A 25,394-nucleotide genomic window follows, 5' to 3' on the forward strand; every position below is an offset into this window, starting at 1 on the left:
AGATACCGCACGGTGGAGTCCCGGGATCGACCCCGCGGACGCCTCACCGGGGGCGTTTTCCATGTCGAGGGCCGGGTGCGCGGAGCAGCCGCGCGGCCGGTCTGCTCAGGAGTGATGCACTCATGCCAGCAATCGCGATCGTCGGCGCCCAGTGGGGCGACGAGGGCAAGGGCAAGGCCACCGACCTGCTCGGCGGCCGGGTCGACTACGTGGTCAAGCCCAACGGCGGCAACAACGCCGGGCACACCGTGGTGGTCGGCGGCGAGAAGTTCGAGCTCAAGCTCCTTCCCGCCGGCATCCTGTCCCCGAATGCCGTGCCGGTGATCGGCAACGGCGTGGTCGTCAACCTGGAGGCCCTGTTCGAGGAGATCGACGGCCTGGAGGCCCGCGGCCAGCGCTGCGACCACCTGCGCATCTCCGCCAACGCCCACCTGGTGGCCCCGTACCACCAGACGATGGACAAGGTCACCGAGCGGTTCCTGGGCAAGCGGGCCATCGGCACCACCGGTCGCGGCATCGGCCCCACCTACATGGACAAGGTCGGTCGCCTGGGCATCCGCGTCCAGGACGTCTTCGACGAGTCGATCCTGCGCCAGAAGGTCGAGGGCGCGCTGCGCCAGAAGAACGAGCTGCTGGTCAAGCTCTACAACCGCCGCGCGATCACGGTGGACGAGATCGCCGAGTACTTCCTGTCCTTCGCCGAGCGCCTGCGCCCCATGGTCGTGGACTCCACGATCCTGCTCAACGACGCCCTGGACGACGGCAAGGTGGTCCTCATGGAGGGCGGCCAGGCCACCTACCTGGACGTGGACCACGGCACCTACCCGTTCGTGACCAGCTCCAACCCGACGGCGGGCGGCGCCTCCGTGGGCGCGGGCATCGGCCCCACCCGCTTCACCCGCACGATCGGGATCATCAAGGCCTACACCACCCGCGTGGGCGCCGGGCCGTTCCCCACCGAGCTGTTCGACGAGGACGGCATGGGCACCCGCCTGCGCACCGTGGGCGGGGAGTTCGGCGTGAACACCGGCCGGCCGCGCCGCACCGGCTGGTACGACGCCGTCATGGCGCGCCACGCCACCCGGATCAACGGCTTCACCGACTACTTCCTCACCAAGCTGGACGTGCTCACGGGCATCGAGCAGATCCCGGTGTGCGTGGCCTATGACGTGGACGGGGTGCGGCACGACGAGATGCCGATGACCCAGACCGAGTTCCACCACGCCACGCCCGTCTTCGAGTACTTCGAGGGCTGGACCGAGGACATCTCCGGGGCGCGCACCCTGGACGACCTGCCGGCCAACGCGCGCGACTACGTCCTGGCCCTGGAGAAGATGTCCGGCACCCGGATCTCCGCGGTCGGCGTGGGCCCGGGCCGCGACGAGGTCGTCCAGGTCCGCGACCTCATCGAGGACTGAGCCGCAGCTCCGCGACGAACCCGTCCGGGCGCACCAGCACGGCCGTCCCGTCCGGCAGCCGCGCCTCGGGCGCCGCGCGGAAGGCGAACACCGGCAGGCCCGACGCCGGCCCGTCCGGTCCCGCGCCCGGTTCCGGACCGGCGCCCGCCGCCACGGCGAGCGCCGGCACCGCCGGGCGGCGGCTCCCCGTCCGGTGGTCCACCGCCAGGTCCCGGTGCTCCTCCGCCAGCGCGAGCGCGAGCGGGAGCGCGGCCGGGCCGTAGGCGTGGACCTGCCACCGCGGCAGGCACAGGGCCTCGTGGTTGTCCCCGCGGCCGTCGCCGCCGGGCACCGGACCCTCGTGGCCGGCGTCGGGAACCCACGGCAGGCGCCGGCCCACCACGCGCCCGCGCGGCTGCCCGGGCGGGCGGCGCGGGCCCGGACCCATCCAGTAGTGGATGCGCGTCTGGGACAGGTAGCCGAACAGCCGCCCGCCGGCGGGGGAGCGGGGCACCAGCCGCAGGACCACGGGCAGCACCACCGGCACCACCGCCGAGCGCACCACCCTGGCGAACGGGCGCAGGGAGGTCACGGCGGCGAAGACCCGGTCGGTCGAGCGCACGAGGGTCAGCGCCACCGGCCGGCGCTCGGCCTCGTAGCGCTCCAGCCGCGACTCGTCGGCCCGCCCGGCGAGCACGTCCGCGAGCGCGCACACGAGGTCCTGGGCGTCCTGCAGCCCCGTGTTCATGCCCTGCGCGCCCACCGGGGAGTGGATGTGCGCGGCGTCCCCGGCGAGGAACACCGCACCCGTCCGGAACGCCGCGGCCACCCGGTGGTGGACGCGGTAACGGCTGAACCAGGAGACGCCCGCGTAGGTGACGCTGAACCGCTCGGCCAGCGCCGCCCGCGCCCGTGCCTCCAGCCGGACGGCGCCGTCGTCGGGCGCGGCCTCCCCGCCCTCCGCCCCGGCGAGGTCCTCGGCACGCAGGATGCCCAGCAGCCTCGACCGGCGGCCGCCCCGCTCGTCGCGGCCCATCGGGAACGCCAGCATGAAGTGCTCCCCGGAGAACCGGATCTCGATCCCGTCGCCGAGGCCCTCCACCCCCGTCGCGTCGAGCACGTAGAACTCGTAGGGGCTCGTGCTGCCCTCGAACGGCGTGCCCAGCGCGTGCCGGACGGGGGAGGAGGCGCCGTCGGCGGCGATCACGTACCGGGCGCGCACCGTCACCGGACCGGTGGGGGAGTCGAGCCCGACGGCGGGCCGGCCCTCCGGCGTCGTGCCCAGGGACCGGAAGGCGTGGCGCCAGGCGACCGGGCGCCCGACGGCGGCCAGGTGCTCGGCGAGGATCCGCTCGTTGGCGCTCTGCTCGAGGACGTGCAGCCCGGGGAAGGGCGTCAGTCCGTGTCCGATCCGGTCCAGGTGCACGGTGCCCAGCCGGTGCCGGCCCACCCCGGGGCTGACATTGCGGGCCAGCACGGCTTCCCGCTCGACGGCCTCCGCGAGGCCCAGTTGCCGGTACACCTCCAGCGAGCGGGACTGCAGCCCCAGGGCACGGGACTCGCGCGTGGGGCCGGCCTTGGCGTCCACCACGACGGCGCGCAGGCCCAGCCGGGCGCACCACGCCCCGGCCATCAGGCCGGTGGGTCCGGCGCCGACCACGAGCACGTCCGTGGACACCACCCGCGGGGCCCGCGCGGAGGGGGTGGCCCCGGGCGCCGGGGGTGGGCCCGGCACGGAGCCCGGCGCAGGGGTGAGGGGCGCCGGACGCGGAGGCGGGACGGGGGCGGGTCGGGGCGACGGCGAGGGGGACGGGCGGCTTGACGGGCCGACCGGGGGGCCGCTGGCTGGCATGCCCTCAGGGTAGGACGCCCGCGCGCGCCGCTCCATGGGCCGCGGGCTCCTTGACCGGGGCCTGCGCGGCTTCCCCGGGGTCCGTGCCGGCTGGCACGATGGCCGCATGCACCGCCGCGTCGAGGTCCACGGGTCCGCGCCCCTGCCGGAGGCCTGGGACCGGTACGAGCGGTACGACGCCTGGCCCGGGTGGGCGCCGCACATCCGCCGGGTGGAGGCGGACGGCCCCCGGATCCGTCCCGGCGCGCGTGGCACCGTGCACGGGTACGGGGGGCTGCGCCTGCCCTTCCGCATCGACGCCGTGGACGCGACGGCCCGCACGTGGTCCTGGACGGTGTGGGCGCTGGGCCGACCGCTGCGGCTGCGCCACGACCTGGTGGCCGCGGACGGCGGGACGCGGGCCGGCGTCGACCTCGAGGGCCCGGCCCTGCTGGTGGCGCCCTACGCGCCCTTCACCCGCTGGCCGCTGCACCGTCTGGTCCGACGGGCCGGGGGCTAGGCTGGACCCACGGACCATTCGAGGAGGACGGACCATGAGGATCAGCGTCGGCCAGTTCCGCCCCACCGGCGTGGCGGCGGAGAACGTGGCCACGATCGAGCGCATGGCGGAGCGGGCCAAGGACGACGGCGCCGAGCTCGTCCTCTTCCCCGAGGAGTCCATGTTCACCGTCCGGCACGTCCAGGGACCGCTCGCCGCGGCCGTCGACGCCGGCTGGTCCAGCTTCGTGCGCGACCTCACCCGGATCGCGGCGGACCTCGAGATCGCCGTCGTGGCGGGCGGCTACGAGCCCTCGGGCACCGACCGGCCGTACAACACCCTCGTGGCGATCGACGCGACGGGGCGGATCGTGGACACGTACCGCAAGATGCACCTCTACGACGCCTTCCGCTACCGGGAGTCCGAGCGGATCACCCCGGGGGAACGGGACCTGTCCATCGCCGAGCTGGGCGGGCTGCGCTTCGGCATGATGACCTGCTACGACCTGCGCTTCCCCGAGGTGTCCCGCGCCCTGGCCGTGGCGGGGGCGGACGTGCTGCTGGTGCCCGCCGCCTGGTTCAAGGGCGACCACAAGATCGAGCACTGGCAGACCCTGCTGAAGGCGCGCGCCGTGGAGAACACCGTGTGGGTGGTGGCCGCCGGGACCCGCAGCGACAACACGATCGGCCACTCGGCGATCGTGGACCCGCTGGCGATCCCCGTGGCCTACCTCGGCGAGGAGGGCGAGGCGATCGCGACGGCGGAGGTCACCCGGGAGCGGATCGACGAGGTCCGCGAGTTCCTCCCCGTGCTCGCCAACCGCCGCACCGACATCCTGGGCTGAGGACGGCGCGGGCCTCACAGCAACCTCCCAGCTGCTGCCCATTCCCTTCCCACACCGCATTCCTATGCTGGAGTCACCTCATCAAGGTGCGAGTGATGACAGAGGGCCCCGGGCCCGGCACGATGCGTTCCCCTCACGCAGCCGGACTACCCGGGGCCCTGCCATGCCCGGAGCCGCCCCCGTCTCCGCTGGGCTCCCCTCGGGCCGCTCCAGGACTGCCAGCCAGCTCACAGTCTGCGCCCGGCCTCCGCACAACCACGGCCCCTAGTCTGGTGGAACCTCATCAAGGTGCGAGTGATGAAGGTGCGAGTGATGACAGGGGCCCCGGGCCCGGCATGCGATTCCCCTCCGCAGCCGGTCGCCCGGGGCCCTGCTGGTGCCCCCGGTCGTTTGGATCGGCCCGGACCCCGGGGCCACGGCCTCCGGGGTCCGGGCCCGCACGTGAACCCCGCGCGTCCCCGGCATGTTCCCGGCCTGCTGCACCCGGCCCGCCGACTGCGTAGGGTGGGCAGGGTCCACCCCGGTGGACGCCATCCGCAGGCCACGAACCCCAGGAGGACACCATGCGCTTCAGGAACATCGTCGACCAGGCGAAGTCCTACCTCAACAGCCCCCAGGGCCGGCAGACCCTGGACGGCATCGCCCGGGCAGCCCGGCAGCGGGGGAGCCGGCCGCGCGGCACCACCCCCGGCACCACACCCGGCGGTACCACCGGCCGGGCCTCGGGCGTGGACCGCGCGCTGGGGATGGCCGAGCGCTTCCTGCGCAACCGCGGGGGCCGCGGCGGGCGGCCGGGCGGCGGCGTCCCGCCGCGCTACTGACCGCTCCCGGGCGACCCCTCCGGATCAGGCGCGGCGCAGCAGGCCCTGTTCCTCGATCGCCTCGCGGGACAGGGTCCGGTAGCCCTGCTCCTCGAAGAGGACGGTGAGCCGGTCGTCCTCCACGCTCATGACGGTGCCGGGTCCCCACTCGCGGTGCTCCACGGCGCTCTGCAGGGGGAACTCGGCGTCGTCGTGGGTGAGGTCCTCGGCGGTGCCGGCGTCGCACGCGTCGCAGTTCCCGCAGGGGTCCGCCAGCTCCTCGCCGAAGTAGCCCAGCAGGTACTGGCGGCGGCAGCCGTCCGTCTCCGCATAGCCGCGCATCATCTCGATCCGGGTCTCGTCGATCCGCTCCATCCGCTCGGCGGTCTCCTCGGCCAGGCGGACCGCCTCCTCCGGGGTGGTGCCGGCCGCGGCGAGGGCCAGGCCCCGGCGGGAGGCGCCCACCACGCCCGCGGCCTGGAGCAGGTTCACGGTGCCGGTGACGCGGCGGGCGCTGACGTCCAGGGCCTCCTTGAGCCGGGTCAGCCGCACGGGCCCGGAGGCCTCCTGCAGGAGGCGCACCACGGAGACCACCACGTCCGCGTCGGCGTGGCGGGCGCCGAAGAACCGGCGCAGGCCGAGGTCCTCGCTGCGGTAGTGCAGCACCACCTGCGCGGGCTCGCCGTCGCGGCCGGCGCGGCCCGCCTCCTGGTAGTAGGTGTCCAGCGAGTCCGGGATGTCGGCGTGCACCACGAAGCGCACGTCCGCCTTGTCGATCCCCATGCCGAAGGCGCTCGTGGCGACCACCACGTCGAGCGCGCCCTCGAGGAACCCCTCCAGCACCTGCTCGCGGTCCGCCGCCCGGCGCCCGGCGTGGTACGGCTGCGCCGTCATCCCGCGCTCCTGCAGGGCCTGGGCGTACTCCTCGGCCTCCCGGCGCGTGGCGGTGTAGAGCAGGCCCGGTCGGGGCAGCCCGCCCACCTGGTCCAGCACGGCCCGGCGCTTCTGCTCGGCCTCGTGGTGGCGCTCGACGGCGAGGTGCAGGTTCGGGCGGTCGAAGCCCAGGGCGAGGACCAGGGGGTCCCGCAGGCCCAGCCCCTCGACGATCTCCCGGCGCACCGGCGTGGAGGCGGTCGCGGTCAGCGCGATGACGGCCGGGGAGCCGATGCGCTGGCGGGCCGCGCCGAGGCGCAGGTAGTCGGGCCGGAAGTCGTGGCCCCACGCGGAGACGCAGTGTGCCTCGTCCACCACGAGGAACGCAGGCCGCAGCGCGCGGACGCGCGCCAGGACGTCGTCCTTGGCCAGCTGCTCCGGGGTGAGGAACAGGAACGTGGCCTCTCCCTCCTCGACGGCGCGCCAGGCGGCCTCCTGCTCCCGCTGGCGGATCGAGGAGTTGACCGCCACGGCGTGCGTCCGGGCCCGGTCGGCGAGTTCGTTGAGCCCGTCCCGCTGGTCGGCCTGCAGGGCGATGAGCGGGGAGACGACCACGGACGGTCCCTCGGCGAGCAGCCCGGCGAGCTGGTAGATGGCCGACTTCCCGTAGCCGGTGGGCATCACCGCGAGCACGTCCCGGCCGGCCACCGCCGCCTCCACGGCCTCGGCCTGGCTCGGGCGCAGCTCCTCCCAGCCGAAGACGTCGTGGGCGAGCGCGTGGACGTCCTGCGGGGTCTGCGTCATGGCGCCACTCTACGCACCGGCCGGGCGACGGCAGGGCACCGGCCCTTTACGCGGCCCGGCGCAACCGGAAGGGTGGGGGGTTCAGAGTTGAACGGGAACACTGGAAGGCAGGAACACCCATGGCCGGAAACCTCCTGGCACGATCCATCCACGACCTCACCGCCGCCGCGTGGTTCGGCGGCTCCCTCATGGGGGCCGTGGGACTGAACGGGGCCACCGCCGAGGCCAAGGACCCCACCGAGCGAACCCGGCTGTCCAGCCTCGGCTGGAAGAGGTGGGCGCCCGTGCAGACGGCGGCCTTCGCCGCGCACCTGGGCACGTGGGCCCCTATCCTGTGGGAGAACAAGGGCCGCTACGCCGCCCAGGAGGGCGTCATGCGCTACACGTGGCTCAAGGCCGGCGTGACCCTCGCCGGCGCCGCCGTGACCCTGTACTCCGGCGTGCTCGGGAAGAAGGTGGACGAGCTCTCCCACCAGGGGGCGCAGGGGGCCACCGAGCCCACGCCCACGGCCTCGCCGGAGCTGAAGTCGGCCCAGGACCAGTTGCGCATGCTGCAGTGGACCATCCCGGCCTTCGCCGGGACGGTGATCGTCCTGGGCGCCCTGCACGGCGAGATGCAGCGGCCCCAGAACGTCAAGAAGGGGCTGCTGAACCTGGGCCACTGACCTCAGGGGCACGCACCGAACGCGAGGAGGCGGGGCCCGTCCGGGCCCCGCCTCCTCGTTCGTGCTCCTGCCGGCTCCGGACCAGTCGGTCCGGATGCTGCCGGTCCGTCCGGACTCGCCGGTCCTAGCGGTCCAGCTCCTGGCGCTTCGAGGAGATGACCCCCGTGTTGAAGCCGGCCAGGTTCAGCCCGCCGTGGAACCGGGCGTGCTCGATCTTCACGCACCGGTCCATGACGATGTCCATGCCGTAGGACTCCGCCAGATGGGCGGCGTCCTCGTTCCAGATGCCCAGCTGCAGCCACACGGCCTTCGCGCCGGCCTCGTGGGCCTCCTCGATGATGCCGGGGGCGTCCGAGGCCTTGCGGAACACCTCCACGAGGTCCGGGACCTCGGGCAGGTCTGCCAGCGAGGCGTACACCGGGTGGCCGAGGATCTGCTTGCCCTGCTCGGCCAGGATCGGGTTGACGAAGTACACCCGGAACGTGGTCGAGGACAGCAGGTAGGTGGCCACGAAGTAGGACGCGCGCGCGGGCTTGTCCGAGGCGCCGACGATGGCGATGGACCCCGTCCGGCGCAGCAGCGCGAGCCGGTCGGGGGCCGAGGGGCCGGTCCAGGTGCGGTCGGGCAGTGCGGTGCTCATGCGGAGGCCTCCTGGGATGCGTCCTGGGTTGCGGTGCCGACGGCGGCCGGGGCGTTCCCGCTCGGGTCACCCGTGGCGGGGGCCGGGACGGAGTCCGGGACCGGCGCCTCGTCCGCGGCGGCCGCCGGGGCCGACGTCGGGCCGTTCACGGCCGCCTCGAGGGCCTGGTCCAGGTCCCACAGGATGTCCTCGACGTCCTCGATGCCGACCGAGATGCGGATCAGGTCCTCGGGGATGCCGCCGGCCACGAGCTGCTCGGCCGTGAGCTGCTGGTGGGTGGTGGAGGCGGGGTGCAGGACCAGGGTCTTGGCGTCGCCGATGTTGGCCAGGTGGCTGGCCAGCTGCAGGTTCGCGATGAACTCGGCACCGGCCTCCCGGCCACCCTTGACGCCGAAGCTGAACACGGAGCCCACGCCCAGCGGCAGCAGCTGCCTGCCGCGCTCGTGGTGCGGGTGGGACGGGAGCCCGGCGTAGTTGACCCAGCTGACGCGCTCGTCCGCCTCGAGCCACTCGGCCACGCGCTGGGCGTTGGCCAGGTGGGCGTCCATGCGCTGGGCGAGGGTCTCCACGCCGATCATGAGCTGGAACGCGGACTGCGGGGACAGCGAGGGGCCGAAGTCGCGCAGCTGCTCCGAGCGCAGCTTCGTCAGGAAGCCGTACTCGCCGAAGTTGCCCCACCAGGACACGTCCCCGTAGGACGGCACCGGCTCGGTCATCGCCGGGAACTTGCCGTTGTCCCAGGGGAACAGCCCGGACTCCACGACCACGCCGCCCAGGGTGGTGCCGTGGCCGCCGAGGAACTTCGTGGCGGAGTGGATGATGATGTCCGCGCCGTGCTCGAACGGGCGGATGAGGTACGGCGGGGTGAGCGTGGAGTCGACCACGAGCGGCACGCCGGCCTCGTGGGCCACGCGGGCCAGGCCCGGCAGGTCCACGATGTCCCCGGACGGGTTGGCGACGACCTCGGTGTAGACGGCCTTGGTGTTCGGCCGGATGGCCGCGGCGAAGTCCTCGGCCTCCATCGAGTTCACGAAGGTGGTCTCGATCCCGAAGCGGCGCAGCGAGACGTCCAGCTGGGTGATGGTGCCGCCGTAGAGCTTGGAGGAGGCCACGATGTGGTCCCCGGCCTGGGCGAGCGCCGCGAAGGTGACGAACTCGGCGGCCATGCCGGACGCCGTCGCCACCGCGCCGATGCCGCCCTCGAGCGAGGCGATCCGCTCCTCGAACGCGGCGACCGTGGGGTTGCCGATGCGGGAGTAGATGTTGCCGTACTTCTGCAGCGCGAAGAGGTTGGCGGCGTCCTGCGCGGACTCGAACACGTAGGAGGTGGTCTGGTGGATCGGCACGGCGCGGGAGCCGTGGACGGCGTCGGGGACGGCACCGGCGTGCAGGGCGCGGGTGCGGAAGCCGAACTGGTGTTCTGCCACGAGGGTCCTTCCAGCAGGGGAGGGGTCCGGCGGCGCGGGCGCGCGCCGGATCCGTTTCGTCTCATTGTTCCCGACCTCGGCCCCCTCCGGGCAACTGGGGGTAGAAAGATGACCCGGCGGGCCCGGGACGCAGGCCCGCTAGCCTTGCCGCATGCCCTCCGACCCGGTCCGCCTCCTGCTCCTGGCCGACACGCACGTCCCGCGCCGGGCCCGCGCGCTCCCGGCACAGGTGTGGGACGCGGTGGAGGCGGCCGACGTCGTGTTCCATGCCGGGGACTGGCAGGTGCCGGAGCTGCTGGACGAGCTGGAGGCCCGTGCCCGGCGGCTGGTGGGCGTGTGGGGCAACAACGACGGCCCGGAGCTGCGCGAACGCCTGCCGGAGACGGCGCGGGTGGAGATCGGCGGCGTGCGCCTCGCCATGACCCACGAGACGGGCGCTGCCAAGGGCCGGGAGCGGCGGATGGCCGCGGCGTTCCCGGACGCGGACGTGCTGGTGTTCGGCCACAGCCACATCCCGTGGGACACCGTGGCGGGGCCGGACACCGCGAACCCGGGGCTGCGCCTGCTCAACCCGGGCTCGCCCACGGACCGCCGCCGCCAGCCCGAGTGCACCCTGATGACGGCGCTCGTGCGGGACGGGGTCCTGGCCGAGGTGCGGCTGGTCCCGGTGGACCGCACGCCCTGACCCGCACCCCCTGACCGCACCCCCTGACCGGCCTCCCGCCGGCCCGCGCTCCCGGTCCTGCCGGGGAATCGAGCGGTCGAATCCGCCCCGGAAACGCCCTTGATCCGCCCTGATCCGGGGCGCTTTCGACCTCCAGTTGCCGGGAGGGAGGGGCGGGGTCAGGTGCCGCAGAAGGTGCGGTAGCGGCCGAAGTCCTCGGGCGGGCCCTCGGCGTACCGCTCCAACCCGGGCCGTTCCGCGTAGGGCCGGGTGACGGCGTCGAGCAGGCGCTCGAGGGGCCCGACGTCGTCCGCCTGGGCCGCCGCGAGCGCCTCCTCCACCAGGTGGTTGCGCGGGATGTACACCGGGTTGGTCGCGTCCATCACCGCCGGATCGGGGCCCAGCGCCAGCCAGCGCGCGAGCCAGTCGTCGAACGTGGGCCGGTCGGTCACCACGGCCCGGGCCGGGCCGGCGTCCCCGGCCGCCGCCCGGCCGAGCCGGCGGAACAGGCCCGTGTGGTCGAGGTGCTCGCGGTGCATCAGGGTGACCAGCTCGTCGGCGAGCGGCCCCACCGTCTCGGCCGGCACGTCCCCGGCCAGCCCGAGCTTGCGGCGGATGCCGTCCGTGTAGGCGGTGCCGAAGGCCCGGGCGAACCCCTCGACGGCCTCCGTGGCCAGGGCGACCGCCTCGTTGGGGTCCTCGTGCAGCACCGGCAGCAGCGCCTCGGCCAGGCGCGCGAGGTCCCACTGGGCGATCGCCGGCTGGTGGCCGTAGGCGTAGCGGCCGGAGGTGTCGATGGAGCTGAACACGGCGGCGCGGTCGAAGCCGTCCACGAAGGCGCACGGCCCGTAGTCGATGGTCTCGCCGGACAGCGTCATGTTGTCCGTGTTCATCACGCCGTGCACGAAGCCCACGAGCAGCCACTGGGCCACCAGCCGGGCCTGCGCCGCGACGACGGAGCGCAGCAGCGCCAGGGGCGGGTTGGCGTCCGCGGCCGCCTCCGGGTGGTGGCGGGCGATCGCGTGCTCCACGAGCCGGGGCAGGACGTCCTCCTGCGGCAGGGCCCGGGCGTACTGCACGGTGCCCACCCGCAGGTGGCTGGCGGCCACCCGCACCAGCAGGGCCCCCGGCAGCGGGCCCTCCTCGCGGTAGACGGTGCGGCCCGTGGCCACGACGGCCAGGGAGCGGGTGGTGGGGATGCCGAGGGCGTGCATCGCCTCGCTCACGAGGAACTCGCGCAGCATGGGTCCGACGGCGGCCCAGCCGTCGCCGCCGCGGGAGAACGGCGTGGGGCCGGAGCCCTTGAGGTGCACGTCCTGCAGGGTCCCGTCCGCGGCGGCGACCTCGCCCAGCAGCAGGGCCCGCCCGTCGCCGAGCCGGGGGACCGGCACGCCGAACTGGTGCCCGGCGTAGGCCTGCGCCACCGGGGCGGCACCCTCCGGCACGAGCCGGCCGGTGAGGAACTCGACGCCGTCCGGCGTGCGCAGCCACGCGGGGTCCAGGCCCAGCTCGCGGGCCAGCGGCTCGTTGAGCACCAGCAGCCGCGGCTCCGGGCACTCGGCGGCCTGCCAGGGGATGCCCAGTTCCGGCAGCTCGGTGGCGAAGCGCGACTGCAGGGCGACGGCGGTGTCCGGAGGGGTCATGCGGCCAGCGTAGCGAGGGGGTCAAGGTCGCCGGTCCGGAGGTGGTCCGACGATCCCGCTCGGTCCTGTCCGGCATCGCCCGCCGTCGCCGCCCGGTCCAGTTCCGCTTGGCCCGTCGGGTGACCGCACGGGGTTCCGGGGCGGAACCGGAGCGGTGCCCGTCGAGGGGCGGCGACGGCGGACCCTCCCCGTGGCGGCGCAGCGGTCCCTACGCTGGGCCCGGCAGGGTGCCGACGCGCCGCCCCGGCGGCGGCGAGGATTCTCGGCGGCGAGGCCGGCGCGGGGATCCTCGCGCGGGCATGCGGGCAGGCCGACACGTGAACGGACGGACAGGCGGACGGGAGCGGGAGCGATGGGACGGCACATCATGCACCGGCGGGGCGCAGGACGGCGGCTGGAGGAGCTGGCCGCGGCGCAGGGCCTGTACCTGTTGGTCACGGGCACCTGGCCGCTGGTCCACTACCGCAGCTTCGAGGCGGTCACCGGGCCCAAGGTGGACCGGTGGCTCGTGCAGACCGTGGCCGGGCTGACGGCCACCATCGGCTGGACGATGCTCCGCTCCCGCGGGACCGCCCCGGGGCGGGCCGCCGCCCGCCGGCTCGGGGTCGGCTCGGCCCTGGCCTTCGGGGCGGTCGACGCCGTCTACGGCGGCAGCGGCAGCATCCGCCGGGTGTACCTCGCGGACGCCGCCGTCGAGGCCGGGTGGCTGGCGGCCTGGGCCCTCCGCTCGGCGGCCGCCCGCCGGTAACGTCCCCGTCGCAGCGCGTCACGTCCCTTGACAGTCTCCGCCGTCCCATGGACCATGACGGGAACCCGTCGGCAGGTGCGCTGCGATCTGGCGGGTGCATGCCCTGGGGGAAGGAACCAGCTCAATGACGAGCACATTCACTGCCTGTTTCGGCGATGCCGAATACGTGGCGGACCTGCAGGACCCGACGCGTCGGGGCCTGACCGGACTGGACGGACCCTGCGGGTGGTTCAGCGACATCATCATCGGCGAGGGCTCCCTCGTGGACGTGGACGGGTGCGTCGTGGACGCCGGGTCCGTGCACTACACCGTGCCGGTCCCCGTCTCCGAGGACTGGGAGCCGGACGTCTACACGGACGCCCTGCGCCGCGCCGGCTGGGAGCCGATCGACCCGCTGCCGACCCGGCCGGTGCGCCAGTTCCCGGTCCGGTCGATCGACGACCTCGGCCGCACGGACCGCCTCGTCGGCTGAACCGGCCGGATGGTCCGGGCTGCGGCGCCCACCGCGCAAGGGCGGTGACAGGACGGCCTTCAGGGCGGTGATGTCATGGCCGGGGCGAGCGACCGGCCAGCCCGGTTTGGTCGGACGGCCCGGGCCGCCCGATCAGGCGCGCCCGTGCCGGCGCGCCTCGGCGACCGCCGCGACCGCGCCCCGGTCCCACGGGCGGCCGTGGCCCGTGAGCACCATCCCGGCGCCCGTCTCGGCCAGCGCGTCCAGGCTGGCCAGGGCGAGGGTGCTGTCCGCCGTGGCCGCCCCCGCGACGATCCGCGGGCCCGTACGGCCCGTGTAGGGGTCCAGCGTCACGAGGGCGTCGCCGCTGAGCAGGACGTCCCGCTCCGGCAGGTGCAGGGCGCAGTGGCCCTCCGTGTGCCCGGGGCTGGCCACGACGCGCGGACGGCCGGGGACCGGGACCGTGGCGCCGGGCTCGAGGGGCTCGGTCGCCTGCACGCCCCTCACGGCGAACGCCCCGGCCGCGAGCATCGAGCCCAGCACGGGCACCGCCCGCGGGTGCTGGATCGGGTAGACGGCCCGGGGGTTCTCGTGGGCGTACCGGTACGGGTGGGCGGCCAGCCGGTACTCCAGCCGGTGCGCGTACACGGGGATGCCCAGCGTCCGCACCAGCCGGCGGGCCACGCCCACGTGGTCGAAGTGGGCGTGGGTCAGCACGAGGGCCTTGAGGTCCCGCGGCGTGCGGCCGAGCGTCCGGATCGCCTCGCCCAGTTCCCGCCAGACGGCGGGCAGGCCGGCGTCGACGAGGGTGAGGCCGTCGTCGTCCTCGAGCAGGTAGCAGTTGACGTGCGCGTGCTCGATCAGGTGGACGCCCGGGGCGACGTTCTGGGTGAACATGGTTCCTCCTGCAACGGTTCGGCGTGTGGTCCGGGACGGGGACGTCCCGGGTCCGGGTGTCCGCCCACCGTAGGCAGGCGGGCCACCCCGAGGGGAAGGGGCCGGGCACGAGCAGGGCCCCGGGTGATCCGGCTGCGTGAGGGGAACGCATCTGCCGGGCCCGGGGCCCCCTGTCATCACTCGCACCTTGATGAGGTGGCTCCAGCCTAGGGAGCGCGGGTGGGAACCCGCCCCATGTCGGCTGGGAGCATTCTGGGATCGTTCAGCCCCGCGGCCCCGGCCGGTTCGGCGCTCGCGGGCGCCGGGGGCCGCGGCCGCCGGCGCTCACCCGAATCGGCCCGTGGTGGGGAACCGCTCCCAGGCGCGGTGGGCCTTCAGCAGGGGCAGGAGTTGCTGCACCACGTCCTTGCCGCCCTTCCCGGTGAGCACCCCGGCGCTGTCCTCGACGCCGAGCGTCTCCAGGACCTCCCGGCCCGCGCCGACGGCGGCGATGGCCTTGGCCTGGCGCCATGCCTCCTGCACCAGCAGGGCCACGCGCGGGTCGATGCCCGAGGGCCCGGCCGCCGCGGCCTTGGCGTCCAGCCCGTGGGCGGCGTCCGGGGCCGGCGGCGTGGCCGAGGCGAGGATGAGCGCGTCGAACTCGATGGACCGGGCCGTCAGGTAGGTCCGCTGCGCCATGAGGTCCTGGCCCAGCAGCCGCTCGGCGGCCGGGCCGCCGGAGGGGGCGACGATGAGCGGGACCATGCCGGCGTCCTCCACGGCGGACACGGCCTCGGCCACGGTCCCCGTGTCCACCTCCGGGCCCACCACGATGCCGACCTGGCGGCCGTCCACCGGCCACTCCCCGCCCACCTGGGACAGCGCCGGGGACGGCTCGACTTCGGGCAGGGCACCGTCCGGCTCGGGCGCCGGCAGGCCCAGGCCCTCGGCGACCACCTCGGCGAGCGTGGTGTCGATGTTCGCCAGCGCCCGCAGCTGCCGCTCCCGGATGACCTGCTCGTAGCACTTGCCGAGCTCGAAGGTGTACGCCTGCGCGACGTGCTCCTTCTCCACCGGGCTCAGCGACTGGAAGAACAGCCGCGCCTGGCTGAAGTGGTCGTCGAAGGAGGCGGGCAGCGCCCGCTCCTTCACCCCGGCGGGCACCGGGGCGGGGTGGTCGATGAACGGCCGGTCGCCGTCGGGCGTCTCGAAGGGGTTGCCGCCGTCCAGGGTGTTGGGCCGGTAGGGGGCCACGCCCCGGTGCACCGCGGTCTGGTGCATGCCGTCCCGCAGCATGTCGTTGACGGCCGCGTGCGGTCGGTTGATCGGCAGCTGGGTCCAGTTCGGCCCGCCCAGGCGGGAGAGCTGGGTGTCCAGGTAGGAGAACAGCCGGCCCTGCAGCAGGGGATCGTTGGTGACGTCGATGCCGGGGACGAGGTTGTTGGGGTTGAACGCGACCTGCTCGGTCTCGGCGAAGTAGTTCGAGGGGTTCCGGTTTAGCGTCATCTTGCCGATCGGCTCCACCGGGACGAGCTCCTCCGGCACGATCTTGGTGGGGTCCAGCAGGTCGATGCCCGCGAACGTCTGGTCCTCGGTGTCCTCGAAGACCTGCACGCCCAGTTCCCACTCGGGGAAGGCGCCGGCCTCGATCGCGTCGGCCAGGTCCCGGCGGTGGAAGTCCGGGTCCGCGCCGCTGATGAGCTGGGCCTCCTCCCACGTCACCGAGTGCACGCCGAGCTTGGGCTTCCAGTGGAACTTCACCAGGACCGTGGAGTCGTCCGGGGCGATGAGCCGGAAGGTGTGGACGCCGAAGCCCTCCATCATCCGGTAGGACCGCGGGATGCCGCGGTCGGCCATGAACCAGATGGTGTGGTGCTGGGACTCGGTGTGCAGCGAGGCGAAGTCCCAGAAGGTGTCGTGCGCGGACTGGGCCTGCGGGATCTCCCGGTCCGGGTGCGGCTTCACGGCGTGGACCACGTCCGGGAACTTGATGGCGTCCTGGATGAAGAACACCGGGATGTTGTTGCCCACCAGGTCCCACGTGCCCTCGTCCGTGTAGAACTTGGTGGCGAAGCCGCGGGTGTCCCGGGCCAGGTCCGTGGACCCGCGGGAGCCGACCACGGTGGAGAACCGGACGAAGACGTCCGTCTGCTTCCCCTTCTCGAACACCCCGGCCCGGCAGATGCGCGAGGCCGTCCCGTAGCCCTCGAAGACGCCGTGGGCGCCCGCACCGCGGGCGTGCACCACGCGCTCGGGGATGCGCTCGTGGTCGAAGTGGCTGATCTTCTCGCGGAAGTGGTGGTCCTGCAGCAGGATGGCCCCGCGGGGACCCGCCTTGAGCGAGTGGTCCGTGTCCCGCAGCCGCGCCCCGTGCGCGGTGGTGAGGAACTCCCCGCCCTGGCCCATGGCCTCCTGCGGCGCCCCCGTCTCCTGCCCCGTGGGCGAGACCGTGGCCGGACCCGTCTGGTCCGGCGCCGGCGGCGGCGGGCCCGCCGGGGTGGTGGGCTCCTCGAGGGTGGGCTCCCCGCTGCCCGGGGACCCGGGGATCTTCGGCTGGTGCTTGCGGTCCGTCATGGTTCCTCGCCTTTCGCCTGGGATCTCGAAGGCCCACCGTAAGCACGACCGCCCGGGGTTTGGCCAGTCCGTGATGCCGGGGGCCGGCGGGTGGTGGGGTGGAACGGGCGCCGTCCCGCCCCACCGCGCGTCGGATCAGCCCGCGGCGACTCCCGGTCGGCCCGCGGCCACCCGGATCACTCGGCCGGCCAGCCCGCCCAGGACTGCGGGGTCAGCGTCTCCCAGAAGGAGGTGTCCGCGGTATCGACCGAGCCGTCCGCGATCGCCCGGGCCGTGGCCTCGAGCGTGGTGACGGTCTGCCGGATGAGGTAGCCGTTGGACTTCTGGCCCAGCACGGAGCCCTCGTTCTCGTGGTCGGCCATGCCGCGCATCTCGAACAGCAGGGTGGAGATGCCGTACTCCACCGCGATCCCGTTGCGCCCGATGTCCTCGTTGGTGCCGCCCACGTACCTGCCCAGGTGGCCCCAGCCGGTCGGCTCGATCGCGCCGTACACGACCGAGCCCAGGCGCTGCGATCCCTCGAGCACGTCCGCGTCCACGTTCGGGGTGGTCGGGTAGAGGATGGAGCCGGACACGAGCTCTCCGTCGGCCTGCGAGCGGCTGCCCTGGTGGTGCAGGTCGATCATGTAGTCGATGTCGTAGGCCTGCAGCACGTTCTCGTGCAGCGCGCGCGTCTCCGGTTCGACCTTCGTGACGTGGTCCCGGTTCAGGTCCACCTCGTTCGCGTTGTACCGGGTGAGGTGGCGCTCGCCCGAGGCGATGTAGTCGTCCAGGGGGAAGTCCACGTCCCCCATGGCGCCGTCCGCGTTGAGCATCGGCAGCACGAGGATGTTGACGTCCTCCAGGACGCCGCCCATCTTCCCGGTACCGAGGGACCTGATGAAGGACAGCGCGCCCTCGGTGGTCAGCTGCTCGTTGCCGTGCTGCTGGGTGAGGTACAGGATCGTCGGGTTCTCCGGGTCGGAGAGGTACTTCACGAGGTGGATGTCCCGGCCCTTGACGGTCTGGCCGATCACCTCCAGCTCCATGGCCTCCTGCCGCGCGTCCTGCGTCTGCAGCTCGGCCACGAGCTCGTCGTAGGTGGTGAGGATCGAGGTGTTGACGGTCTCGTGGCCCCCGTAGTTGGGGCCCTCCCCGACGGCGAGGGCCGGCTGGGCGGCCAGGCCGGAGCCGAGGGCCAGCCCGGCGGTGAGCACGACGGCGGCCAGCCGGCCGGTGCGCCGGCGCCCCGGGTGCGGGGCTGCGGCGGGCGAGGCCTCGGGTGCTGCGGGGGAGGTGGTGCGGTGCGGTGCGGAGTGTGACGGGCGGGTCATGGGGTCCTCTCGAGACGGGCCCGGGCCAGGTCCTGGCCGGGCCGCGGTGGAATGGAACCACCACGAGGACGGGGCGCACCGCGCTTCCGGGGGCGTGACGCGGATCACGTCAGTCAACCGGCTGCCCCGCCCTCCGTCAAGGCATGGCCGGGCTGCCCGCGCGCGACCTCCGGGGCCCGTCCGGACTCGTCAGGGGGCGGATGCCGTCACTGGGCCGCCTTCGAGTCGCCGTCGATGCTGAACTGCTGGCCGGAGATGGTGCGGGCGGCCGGGCCGGCGAGGAAGACGGCCAGGGCGGCGATGTCCGCCGGGGCCGTGAAGGACTTGATCGCCTGGTTGTCCAGGGCGGCCTGGCGCTCCTGCTCCACGGTGCGCCCCGAGACGGCGGCGCGGCCCTCGAAGACCCGGTCCAGGCGCGGGCCCTCGACCCCGCCGGGATGGATGGAGTTCACGGTGATGCCGTGCGGGCCGAGTTCGAGGGACAGGGTCTTGGTGAAGCCGACCAGTCCCCACTTGGTGGTGGCGTACGCGATCCGGTTCGGGTAGCCGACGCGGCCGGCCAGCGAGGACATGACCAGGATGGTGCCGCGACCGTTCTCCTTCAGCAGCGGCACGGCCTTGCGGACCACCTCGAAGGACCCGGTGAGGTTGACGGTGACCACGGCGTTCCAGGCCTCCGGGTCGTACTCCTCGACCGGGGCGGTGGGCCCGGCGATGCCGGCGTTGGACACCAGGACGTCCAGCCCGCCGAGGTGTTCGCGGACGTCTGCCATCATGGCGTCCACGTCCGCGGCCCTGCTGACGTCTCCCACGGAGGCGGACAGGGACGGGTTCTCCGCCAGTGCGGCCCGCACGGCCTCGGGATCGACGTCCGCGATGTGGACGCGGTCGCCGGTGGCGGCGAAGGCCTTCGCGATGGCCAGGCCGATGCCGGAGGCGCCGGCGGTGACGAGCACTCGCTGGGACATGGGTTCTCCTCGTGCACTGCGGAGGACGGGCCCGGGGCGCCAGGTCCACTGGGGAGAGGGCCCGTCAGGAGGTCCTCACGGTTCGGTTGGTCCCCCAGTCCTACGCCGCCCCGGCGCCGCCGTCGAGTCCAGGGGCGAGGGTTCCGCCCTGCGGAACCCGCCCCGGCCCCTCACGCCGGCAGGGCCGCGGGCTCGCCCCGGGCCGTGAGCGCGCTGAACGGCCCGCCCGCGACCGCGAGCTCGGCCGGGGTTCCGCGCTCGACGATCCGGCCGCCGTCGAGCACCACCACCTGGTCCGCCCGCGTGACGGTGGACAGGCGGTGGGCGATCATCAGCGTGGTCCGCCCCACGGCCAGCCGGTCCAGGGCCGCCTGCACGCGCGCCTCCGTGGTGTTGTCCAGGGCGGAGGTCGCCTCGTCCAGCACGAGCACCGGGGGGTTGCGCAGCAGGGTCCGCGCGATCGCGAGCCGCTGCTGCTCCCCGCCGGAGAAGCGGTGGCCGCGGGCGCCGACGAGGGTGTCGAGCCCCTCGGGCAGGGCGGCGATCGCCTCGGCGAGCGAGGCGGCGCCGAGCACCTCCCACAGCCGGTCGTCGGTGGCCTGCGGGTCGGCCAGCAGCAGGTTCTCCCGCACCGAGGCGTGCACCAGGTACGTCTCCTGGGACACCACCCCGACGATCCGGGAGAGGTCCGCCGGGGCGATCTGGCGGACGTCCACGCCGTCGATCGTCACCCGTCCGCCGGCGGGGTCGTGGAGCCGGGGGAGCAGGGCGGCGAGGGTGGACTTGCCGGAGCCGGTGGGCCCGACGACGGCCGTCGTCGACCCGGCCGGCAGCACCAGGTCCACGCGGTCCAGGACCGGGCGGGAGGCGGGCTGCGCGCCGGGTGCGGGGTCCGCCCCGGGGCGGGCGCCGTCGTCGTAGGCGAAGCAGACCTGCTCGAGGCGGACCTCGCCGCGCACGCCCGCCGGGTCCAGCGCCACCGGCGCGTCCGGCGGGGCGACCTCGGGGACCAGGTCCAGGTACTCGAAGATGCGGGAGAAGAAGGCCAGGGCGGTCACCCACTGCACGCCGATGTTCAGCAGCCCCATGACGGGACGGAACACCTGGCCCTGCAGGGCGGTGAACGCCACGAGCGTGCCGATGGTCATGCCCTCGGAGGTGGCCGGCAGCCCCGCCGCCAGGTAGATCACCGCGGGGATGGCGGCGAAGACGACCTGCATGGTGGCCATCCGCCACCGGCCGGCCAGCTGGGAGCGCAGCTCCAGGGCGATGAGGGACTCGGAGCGGGCGGTGAAGCGCTCGGCGTCCCGCGCGGTGGTGCCCAGGGTCTTGGCCAGGCGCACGCCGGACACGCTCAGCCCCTCCTCGACCTGCGTGTGCAGCGCGGCCAGGGCCTGCTGGCGCTCGTCCGGGACCCGGCGGCGGATCATCGCCACGCGCCGGGAGAGCCAGATGGCCGGGGGCAGCACCACGAGGGAGATGAGGGACAGCTGCGGGGACAGGGCCACCATGGCGACCGCGGTGCCCACGGTGGTGGTCACGTTCGTCGCCACGCCCGTGGCCGTGGAGGTGACCACGGACTGCATGCCCGCGATGTCGTTGGTCAGGCGCGACTGGACCTCCCCGCCGCGGGTGCGCGTGAAGAAGGACAGCGACTGCCCCTGCAGGTGCGTGAACAGCCGCACGCGCAGGGCGTGCATGACCCGCTGGCCCATCCGCGTGGCCAGCCACGTCTGCACCACGCCGATCACCGCGGTCAGCGCCGCGACGACCACCATGGCCGCGGTGAGCCGGGCCAGCAGCGGGAGGTCGCCGTGGGGCAGCGCGTCGTCGATCACCCCGCGCACCAGGAAGGGCTGGGCGAGGGTGATGAGGGAGGAGGCGGTGATCAGCAGGACCACGACGGCGAGGGTCGCCCGGTGCGGGGCGAAGAGGGCCGCGATCCGGCGCAGGGAGACGGGGTGGCGCTGCAGCTGGGCACGGTCGGCGGGGTCGAGGCGGGCGGGGCCGCGGCCGGGGCGGCCGGGAGCGGGGCCGGTGGCGGGATCGGCGGGACTGCCGGCGGGGGTGCCGGGCAGGGGAGCGGTGGCGTGCGGGGCGAGGGACGGCATGGGCAGGTGCTCCTTCGTGAGGGCCTCCTGGGGTGGGGATAAAGGGAGGTTACCTCACTAAGAGGTAACCGTTCAAGAAGTCGGTACGATGGAGCCATGCCTTCACCCGCGGAGCCTCCCGGCGCCACGCCCGACCTCGGCGACCTCATGCACGTCGCCTTCCGCCGCCTGCGTCACCGCTGGAGCGAGCAGCTGGCCCCCTTCGACCTGAGCCCGTACCAGTTCCGCGCCCTCCAGGCGATCGGCGGGGGTGCGCACCGCCATGCGGAGGTCCTGCGCGGGCGCTCCGGTTCGGCGCCGGCGGTCGGGGGTGACGGGCCCGCGCTGGATCCCGACGGCGGCGCCTCGGCAGCGGTGGCGCGTTCCGGACCTGGGGCGGAGCGGGGAACCGCGCCGGCCCCGGGGGAGGGAGCCGAACCGGCCCCGGGGGAGGGAGCCGAACCGGCCTCGGGCCAGGGAACCACGCCGGAAGCGGGGGCGTGTGCGGGGACGGTCTCCGAGGGGCTGCGACTGAAGGACCTCGCCGAGCGGCTGCGCATCGCCCCGCGCTCGGCCACGGAGGTCGTGGACCAGCTGCAGGCCAAGGGGCTCGTGGAGCGCCGTCCCGACCCGGCCGACCGCCGCGCCACCCGCATCGTGCTGACGGACCGGGGCGCGGAGGTGCGCTCGCAGGTGCGGGAGGAGCGACGGCGGCAGGCCGGTGACTACTTCTCCGTGCTCTCGGAACCGGACCGGGCCGAGCTCGCCCGGCTGCTCGGCGAACTGGTGCGCGGACGCCCGTAGGTGCGGCCGACCGCTGCGCTCGCCATTCCGTCGCGCTTCGCCCGTCGCAGCCCGTCCGTCATGACCCGGGAGACTCGTCATGTGCGGTCCCGGAGGTGACGAGTCTCCTGGGCCATGACATCCGGGTGCGGGGGCGGTGCGTCGTGGTCGGGAAGGTCGGAGCGCGAGGGCGGGGCGCCGCCGTCGGGAAATACCCCCGGGGGAATATCTCGGGGGCCCGGGTCGCTGTACCCGCCAGAATCGCCCTCGATCCGGAAGGACTCCCATGGCCACCGTAGACCTCACCGTCGACTCCTTCGGCACCACCGTCGCCGAGAACGACACCGTCCTCGTCGACTTCTGGGCCGCCTGGTGCGGGCCCTGCCGCCAGTTCGCCCCCGTGTTCGATGCCGCCTCGGAGAAGCACCCCGACGTCGTGTTCGCCAAGGTGGACACCGAGGCCGAGCAGCAGCTGGCCGCGATGGCCGGCATCACCTCCATCCCCACCCTGATGGCCTTCCGCGGCGGCGTCCTGGTGTTCTCCCAGGCCGGTGCCCTGCCCGGATCCGCCCTGGACCAGCTGCTGGACCAGGTCAAGGGCCTGGACATCGCGGAGGTGCGCCGGCTCGCCGAGGAGCAGGCCGCCCAGCAGGGCGGCCACCAGCACGACGAGCCCTCCGCCGAGGAGGCCGTCGAGTCCGCCGCGGAGCAGCTGAACTCCCTGCACGGGCGCTGATCCGCCCCCCCTCGTCTCCTCCCTGCACCTGGCGGTCGATTCCGCCCCGTCCGGCCCCGGAAGCGGGTCACGACCGGGGCGGAATCGACCGCCAGGCGCATTCGGGGGGGGGCGGTGCGAGGATGGGGGCATGCGCCCCGATGACCTCGACGCCCGGCTCATCCAGTTGCTGACGGACTCCCCGCAGCTGCCGGTGCTCGAGTGCGCCCGGCGGCTCGGGGTGGCCCGCGGCACGGTCACGAGCCGGCTGGCCCGGCTGCACGCCGAGGGGGTCATCTCCGCGATCGTGCCCCAGGTGGACCCGGCCGGCTTCGGCTACGACCTCGTGGCGTTCTGCTCCGTGGACATCAACCAGCACGTGGGGCACGAGCCCGTCACCGAGGCCATCCTCGAGGCCATCCCCGAGGTCACCGACCTCTACACGGTCACGGGGGACCACGACCTCCACCTGCGCGTGGTGGCCCGCAACGGCTCCGACCTGCAGGACGTGCTGGACCGGATCTCGCAGGTCCCCGGGGTCGCCCGGACCTCGTCCTCCCTCGCCCTGCGCACGCACGAGCAGGGGCGCACCCTGCCGCTGCTCCACGCGGTCGCGCGCGACGGCCGGCAGCCTGGCGGGCCTGCCTGACCTCGACTGGCCAGAATGCTCGGTCACTGGACCTCGGCCCCGGACAGATTGCACAGACTGGACACTGATCGGCGCGACGATTGCACAGTGCCCGGATCGTGGCCACACTCGCTCTCGAGAGCCCTGACGACCCGAGACCCGAGGAGCGCCGCCATGACCGCCGTCGCCGACACCCCCGTCACCACCGCCGAGTCCGTCCCGGCCGCGCCCCGCGTGCCCACCGTGCCCCAGGCCGTGGCGCAGGTGGTCCGCGAGCACGCCACGTGCCTGTTCGGCCTGATGGGCAACGGCAACGCGCACCTGGTCAGCGAGCTGACCTCCACCGGTTTCCCGTACGTCACCGTCCGGCACGAGGCGGGGGCCGTCGCCGCCGCGGACGCCGCCTTCCGCGCGTCGGGCCGGATCGCCACCGCCACCGTCACCTACGGCGCCGGCTTCACCAACACCCTCACCGCCCTGTCCGAGGCCGCCCTGGCGCGTGTCCCGCTCGTGCTCATCGTCGGCGACGCCCCCACCACGGGCCCGCGCTTCTTCGACGTCGACCAGGTCGGCATGGCCGCCGCGGCCGGCGTCGAGACCGTCCGCCTCGACGACCGCGATCCCGCCGCCCAGGTGCGCGACGCCTACGCCCGCGCCGCCGCGGGGTCCCGCCCGATCGTCGTCGCCATCCCCTACGACCTGGTCGAGGCGCCCGTGCGGGCCGGCTCCGTTCCGGGGGCGGCCGAGGCACCGGTCCCGACGCCGGCCGCGGACCCCGCGGGCGGGCCCGCCACCCGGCCGGGGAGCCTGGCCGCCGCCCTGCCTGCCGCCGTGTCCGCTCCCACGGAGGCCGACCTCGAGGCCTTCCGGGCCGCGCTGCGCGGCGCCGAGCGGCCGCTGGTCGTCGCGGGCCGCGGCGTCGTGGACTCCCCGGGCGCCCCGGCGGCGCTGCGCCGGCTGGCCGACGCGCACGGGGCGTTCCTCGCCACTTCGGTGATGGCCCGGAACGTGGCCGGGCCCGCAGGCGACCTCGGCATCGCGGGCGGCTTCGCCCGGGTCGAGCGGGCGGCGATCATGCGGCAGGCGGACGTGGTGCTCGTCGTCGGCGCCGGCATGAACCCGTTCCAGATGCGCTACGGCACGCTGTTCGCCCCGGAGGCCACCGTGCTCCAGGTGGACGCCCGCGCCGCCGCCCGCCACGGGCGCACCGACCACTTCCTCCTCGCCGATGCCGGCGCCGCCCTGGACGCCCTGGCCGCCGGCCTGGGTGCCACCCCGGCGCAGAACGGCCGTCCCGACGGCGGCTGGCGCGCCCGCCGGCCCATCCCCGCGGCCCCGGCGGTGGAGCCGGTGAAGGCCGACGGCTCCCCGCAGGACGGGCTGGCCGAGGACGGCCGGCTCGACCCGCGGACCATGGCGCTGGCACTCGAGGAGATCCTGCCCGCCGAGCGGACCTTCGTGCAGGACGGCGGGCACTTCATCGGCTGGATCCCGCTGACGTGCTCGGTGCCGGACCCGCGCTCGCACCTGTTCGTCGGGACGGCCTTCCAGTCGATCGGGCTCGGCTTCCCCTCGGCGGTGGGCGCCGCGGTGGCCCGGCCCGAGCGCACCACGGTGCTCGTGACCGGCGACGGCGGCGGGCTGATGGCACTGGCCGACTTCGAGTCCTTCGTGCGCCAGGCCGCCTCCGGCGTGGTGGTCGTGTTCAACGACGCCGCCTACGGCGCCGAGATCCACCAGTACGCCGCCCGCGGGCTGGACGACCGGGCGATGCTCATCCCCGAGGTCGACTTCGCCGCGCTCGGCCGGGCGTTCGGGGCCGAGGGCATGCGGGCCCGCAGCCTGGCGGACCTGGACGCGCTGCGCGACTGGGTGGCCCGGGGCTCGCGCGGCGTGTTCGTCCTGGACCTGCCCATCTCCCAGCACGTGGTCGCGGAGTACATGGCCGAGTCGATGGCCGGCGCCCGGCCGGCCCCGCGGCCGCTGCCGGTGGACTGAGGCCCCTGCTGGTGGACTGAGGCCCCGGCACCGACTCCCTTCACCCACCCCGCGCATCCAGCGGTCGAAAGCGCCCCGGAAAGGCCCTGTTCGGACCTGTTCTCGGTGCACTTTCGACCGCCAGATGGGGGTTCGGAGGCCTTGACGGGGTCCCGGGCCGCTC

The 25,394-nt window shown here is 74.4% G+C and carries 22 protein-coding genes; 12 read left to right on the plus strand and 10 right to left on the minus strand.

The genetic code is table 11. The features are described from left to right. The first annotated feature begins 122 nt into the window (after positions 1–122). Positions 123–1,418 carry an adenylosuccinate synthase gene (locus E7744_RS00930; protein WP_137772492.1) on the plus strand — a complete coding sequence of 432 codons (1,296 nt, stop codon included), beginning with the start codon at positions 123–125 and terminating at the stop codon, positions 1,416–1,418. Here the strand turns inward: E7744_RS00930 and E7744_RS00935 are convergent. Further along, positions 1,405–3,132 carry an FAD-dependent monooxygenase gene (locus tag E7744_RS00935; RefSeq protein WP_246858490.1) on the minus strand — a complete coding sequence of 576 codons (1,728 nt, stop codon included), beginning with the start codon at positions 3,130–3,132 and terminating at the stop codon, positions 1,405–1,407. The two genes, E7744_RS00930 and E7744_RS00935, sit on opposite strands and share 14 nt — an antisense overlap. A 223-nt stretch (positions 3,133–3,355) precedes the next feature. On the opposite strand from E7744_RS00935, the gene E7744_RS00940 reads away from it, so the two are divergent. The 3 genes from E7744_RS00940 to E7744_RS00950 all read left to right on the plus strand — a co-directional run bounded on the left by E7744_RS00940 (position 3,356) and on the right by E7744_RS00950 (position 5,392). Then, the gene (locus E7744_RS00940; protein WP_168199709.1) at positions 3,356–3,748 is read left to right on the plus strand and encodes an SRPBCC family protein; all 393 of its coding nucleotides are present in this window, start codon (positions 3,356–3,358) and stop codon (positions 3,746–3,748) included. 34 nt (positions 3,749–3,782) lie between these two features. Then, on the plus strand, positions 3,783–4,571 hold the full coding sequence (locus E7744_RS00945) for a carbon-nitrogen hydrolase family protein (RefSeq protein ID WP_137772494.1): 789 nt from the start codon (positions 3,783–3,785) through the stop codon (positions 4,569–4,571). A gap of 563 nt (positions 4,572–5,134) precedes the next feature. Further along, the gene (locus E7744_RS00950) at positions 5,135–5,392 is read left to right on the plus strand and encodes a hypothetical protein (protein ID WP_137772495.1); all 258 of its coding nucleotides are present in this window, start codon (positions 5,135–5,137) and stop codon (positions 5,390–5,392) included. Positions 5,393–5,416: 24 nt separating this feature from the next. On the opposite strand, the gene E7744_RS00955 is transcribed toward E7744_RS00950, so the two are convergent. Next, positions 5,417–7,048 carry a RecQ family ATP-dependent DNA helicase gene (locus tag E7744_RS00955; RefSeq protein ID WP_137772496.1) on the minus strand — a complete coding sequence of 544 codons (1,632 nt, stop codon included), beginning with the start codon at positions 7,046–7,048 and terminating at the stop codon, positions 5,417–5,419. 119 nt (positions 7,049–7,167) lie between these two features. Between E7744_RS00955 and E7744_RS00960 the strand changes: the two genes are divergently transcribed. Next, positions 7,168–7,713 (plus strand): hypothetical protein, encoded by a 546-nt coding sequence (locus tag E7744_RS00960; RefSeq protein ID WP_137772497.1) that lies wholly within the window; start codon positions 7,168–7,170, stop codon positions 7,711–7,713. A gap of 124 nt (positions 7,714–7,837) precedes the next feature. Here the strand turns inward: E7744_RS00960 and E7744_RS00965 are convergent, their stop codons facing one another. After that, complete coding sequence (locus tag E7744_RS00965) at positions 7,838–8,353, minus strand: CoA-binding protein (RefSeq protein WP_137772498.1); 516 nt, start codon at positions 8,351–8,353, stop codon at positions 7,838–7,840. Then, entirely contained in the window at positions 8,350–9,780 is a 1,431-nt protein-coding gene (locus E7744_RS00970) for an O-acetylhomoserine aminocarboxypropyltransferase/cysteine synthase family protein (protein WP_246858491.1), read from the minus strand. Before E7744_RS00970 ends, E7744_RS00965 begins: the two co-directional genes overlap by 4 nt. Positions 9,781–9,931: 151 nt before the next feature. Here E7744_RS00970 and E7744_RS00975 point away from each other — a divergent pair, with 151 nt between their 5' ends. Beyond that, a complete protein-coding gene (locus E7744_RS00975) occupies positions 9,932–10,465 on the plus strand; it encodes a metallophosphoesterase (RefSeq protein ID WP_137772499.1) in 534 nt (177 codons plus the stop codon). 158 nt (positions 10,466–10,623) lie between these two features. Here E7744_RS00975 and E7744_RS00980 read toward each other — a convergent pair whose 3' ends face one another. Beyond that, the gene (locus E7744_RS00980) at positions 10,624–12,087 is read right to left on the minus strand and encodes a YdiU family protein (protein WP_137772500.1); all 1,464 of its coding nucleotides are present in this window, start codon (positions 12,085–12,087) and stop codon (positions 10,624–10,626) included. 352 nt (positions 12,088–12,439) lie between these two features. Here E7744_RS00980 and E7744_RS00985 point away from each other — a divergent pair, with 352 nt between their 5' ends. Together E7744_RS00985 and E7744_RS00990 are read left to right on the plus strand one after the other, a co-directional pair. Next, complete coding sequence (locus tag E7744_RS00985) at positions 12,440–12,835, plus strand: hypothetical protein (protein ID WP_246858492.1); 396 nt, start codon at positions 12,440–12,442, stop codon at positions 12,833–12,835. Positions 12,836–12,959: 124 nt separating this feature from the next. Next, positions 12,960–13,307, plus strand: a complete 348-nt coding sequence (locus E7744_RS00990; RefSeq protein WP_137772501.1) for a hypothetical protein — start codon at positions 12,960–12,962, stop codon at positions 13,305–13,307. Positions 13,308–13,439: 132 nt separating this feature from the next. Here the strand turns inward: E7744_RS00990 and E7744_RS00995 are convergent, their stop codons facing one another. The 5 genes from E7744_RS00995 to E7744_RS01015 form a co-directional block, all read right to left on the minus strand. Continuing rightward, positions 13,440–14,183 carry an MBL fold metallo-hydrolase gene (locus E7744_RS00995; RefSeq protein WP_137772502.1) on the minus strand — a complete coding sequence of 248 codons (744 nt, stop codon included), beginning with the start codon at positions 14,181–14,183 and terminating at the stop codon, positions 13,440–13,442. A 324-nt stretch (positions 14,184–14,507) separates the two neighbouring features. Further along, entirely contained in the window at positions 14,508–16,736 is a 2,229-nt protein-coding gene (locus E7744_RS01000; RefSeq protein ID WP_137772503.1) for a catalase, read from the minus strand. Between the two features lie 176 nt (positions 16,737–16,912). Then, the gene (locus tag E7744_RS01005) at positions 16,913–18,049 is read right to left on the minus strand and encodes a M14 family zinc carboxypeptidase (protein WP_137772504.1); all 1,137 of its coding nucleotides are present in this window, start codon (positions 18,047–18,049) and stop codon (positions 16,913–16,915) included. A 206-nt stretch (positions 18,050–18,255) separates the two neighbouring features. Beyond that, positions 18,256–19,017: an SDR family oxidoreductase gene (locus tag E7744_RS01010; RefSeq protein ID WP_137772505.1), complete on the minus strand. Its 762-nt coding sequence runs from the start codon at positions 19,015–19,017 to the stop codon at positions 18,256–18,258. A 170-nt stretch (positions 19,018–19,187) separates the two neighbouring features. Beyond that, on the minus strand, positions 19,188–21,128 hold the full coding sequence (locus E7744_RS01015; RefSeq protein ID WP_137772506.1) for an ABC transporter ATP-binding protein: 1,941 nt from the start codon (positions 21,126–21,128) through the stop codon (positions 19,188–19,190). Positions 21,129–21,224: 96 nt separating this feature from the next. On the opposite strand from E7744_RS01015, the gene E7744_RS15895 reads away from it, so the two are divergent. From E7744_RS15895 to E7744_RS01040, 4 genes are all read left to right on the plus strand, one after another. Further along, entirely contained in the window at positions 21,225–21,911 is a 687-nt protein-coding gene (locus tag E7744_RS15895; protein WP_246858493.1) for a MarR family winged helix-turn-helix transcriptional regulator, read from the plus strand. A gap of 265 nt (positions 21,912–22,176) precedes the next feature. Continuing rightward, complete coding sequence (gene trxA / locus E7744_RS01030; RefSeq protein ID WP_137772507.1) at positions 22,177–22,626, plus strand: thioredoxin; 450 nt, start codon at positions 22,177–22,179, stop codon at positions 22,624–22,626. Between the two features lie 130 nt (positions 22,627–22,756). Continuing rightward, complete coding sequence (locus tag E7744_RS01035) at positions 22,757–23,254, plus strand: Lrp/AsnC family transcriptional regulator (protein WP_137772508.1); 498 nt, start codon at positions 22,757–22,759, stop codon at positions 23,252–23,254. A gap of 153 nt (positions 23,255–23,407) precedes the next feature. Beyond that, positions 23,408–25,231: a thiamine pyrophosphate-binding protein gene (locus E7744_RS01040; protein ID WP_137772509.1), complete on the plus strand. Its 1,824-nt coding sequence runs from the start codon at positions 23,408–23,410 to the stop codon at positions 25,229–25,231. Positions 25,232–25,394: the final 163 nt, after the last annotated feature.

Origin of the sequence: Citricoccus sp. SGAir0253, from assembly GCF_005877055.1 — a bacterium.
Classification (GTDB): Bacteria; Actinomycetota; Actinomycetes; order Actinomycetales; family Micrococcaceae; genus Citricoccus.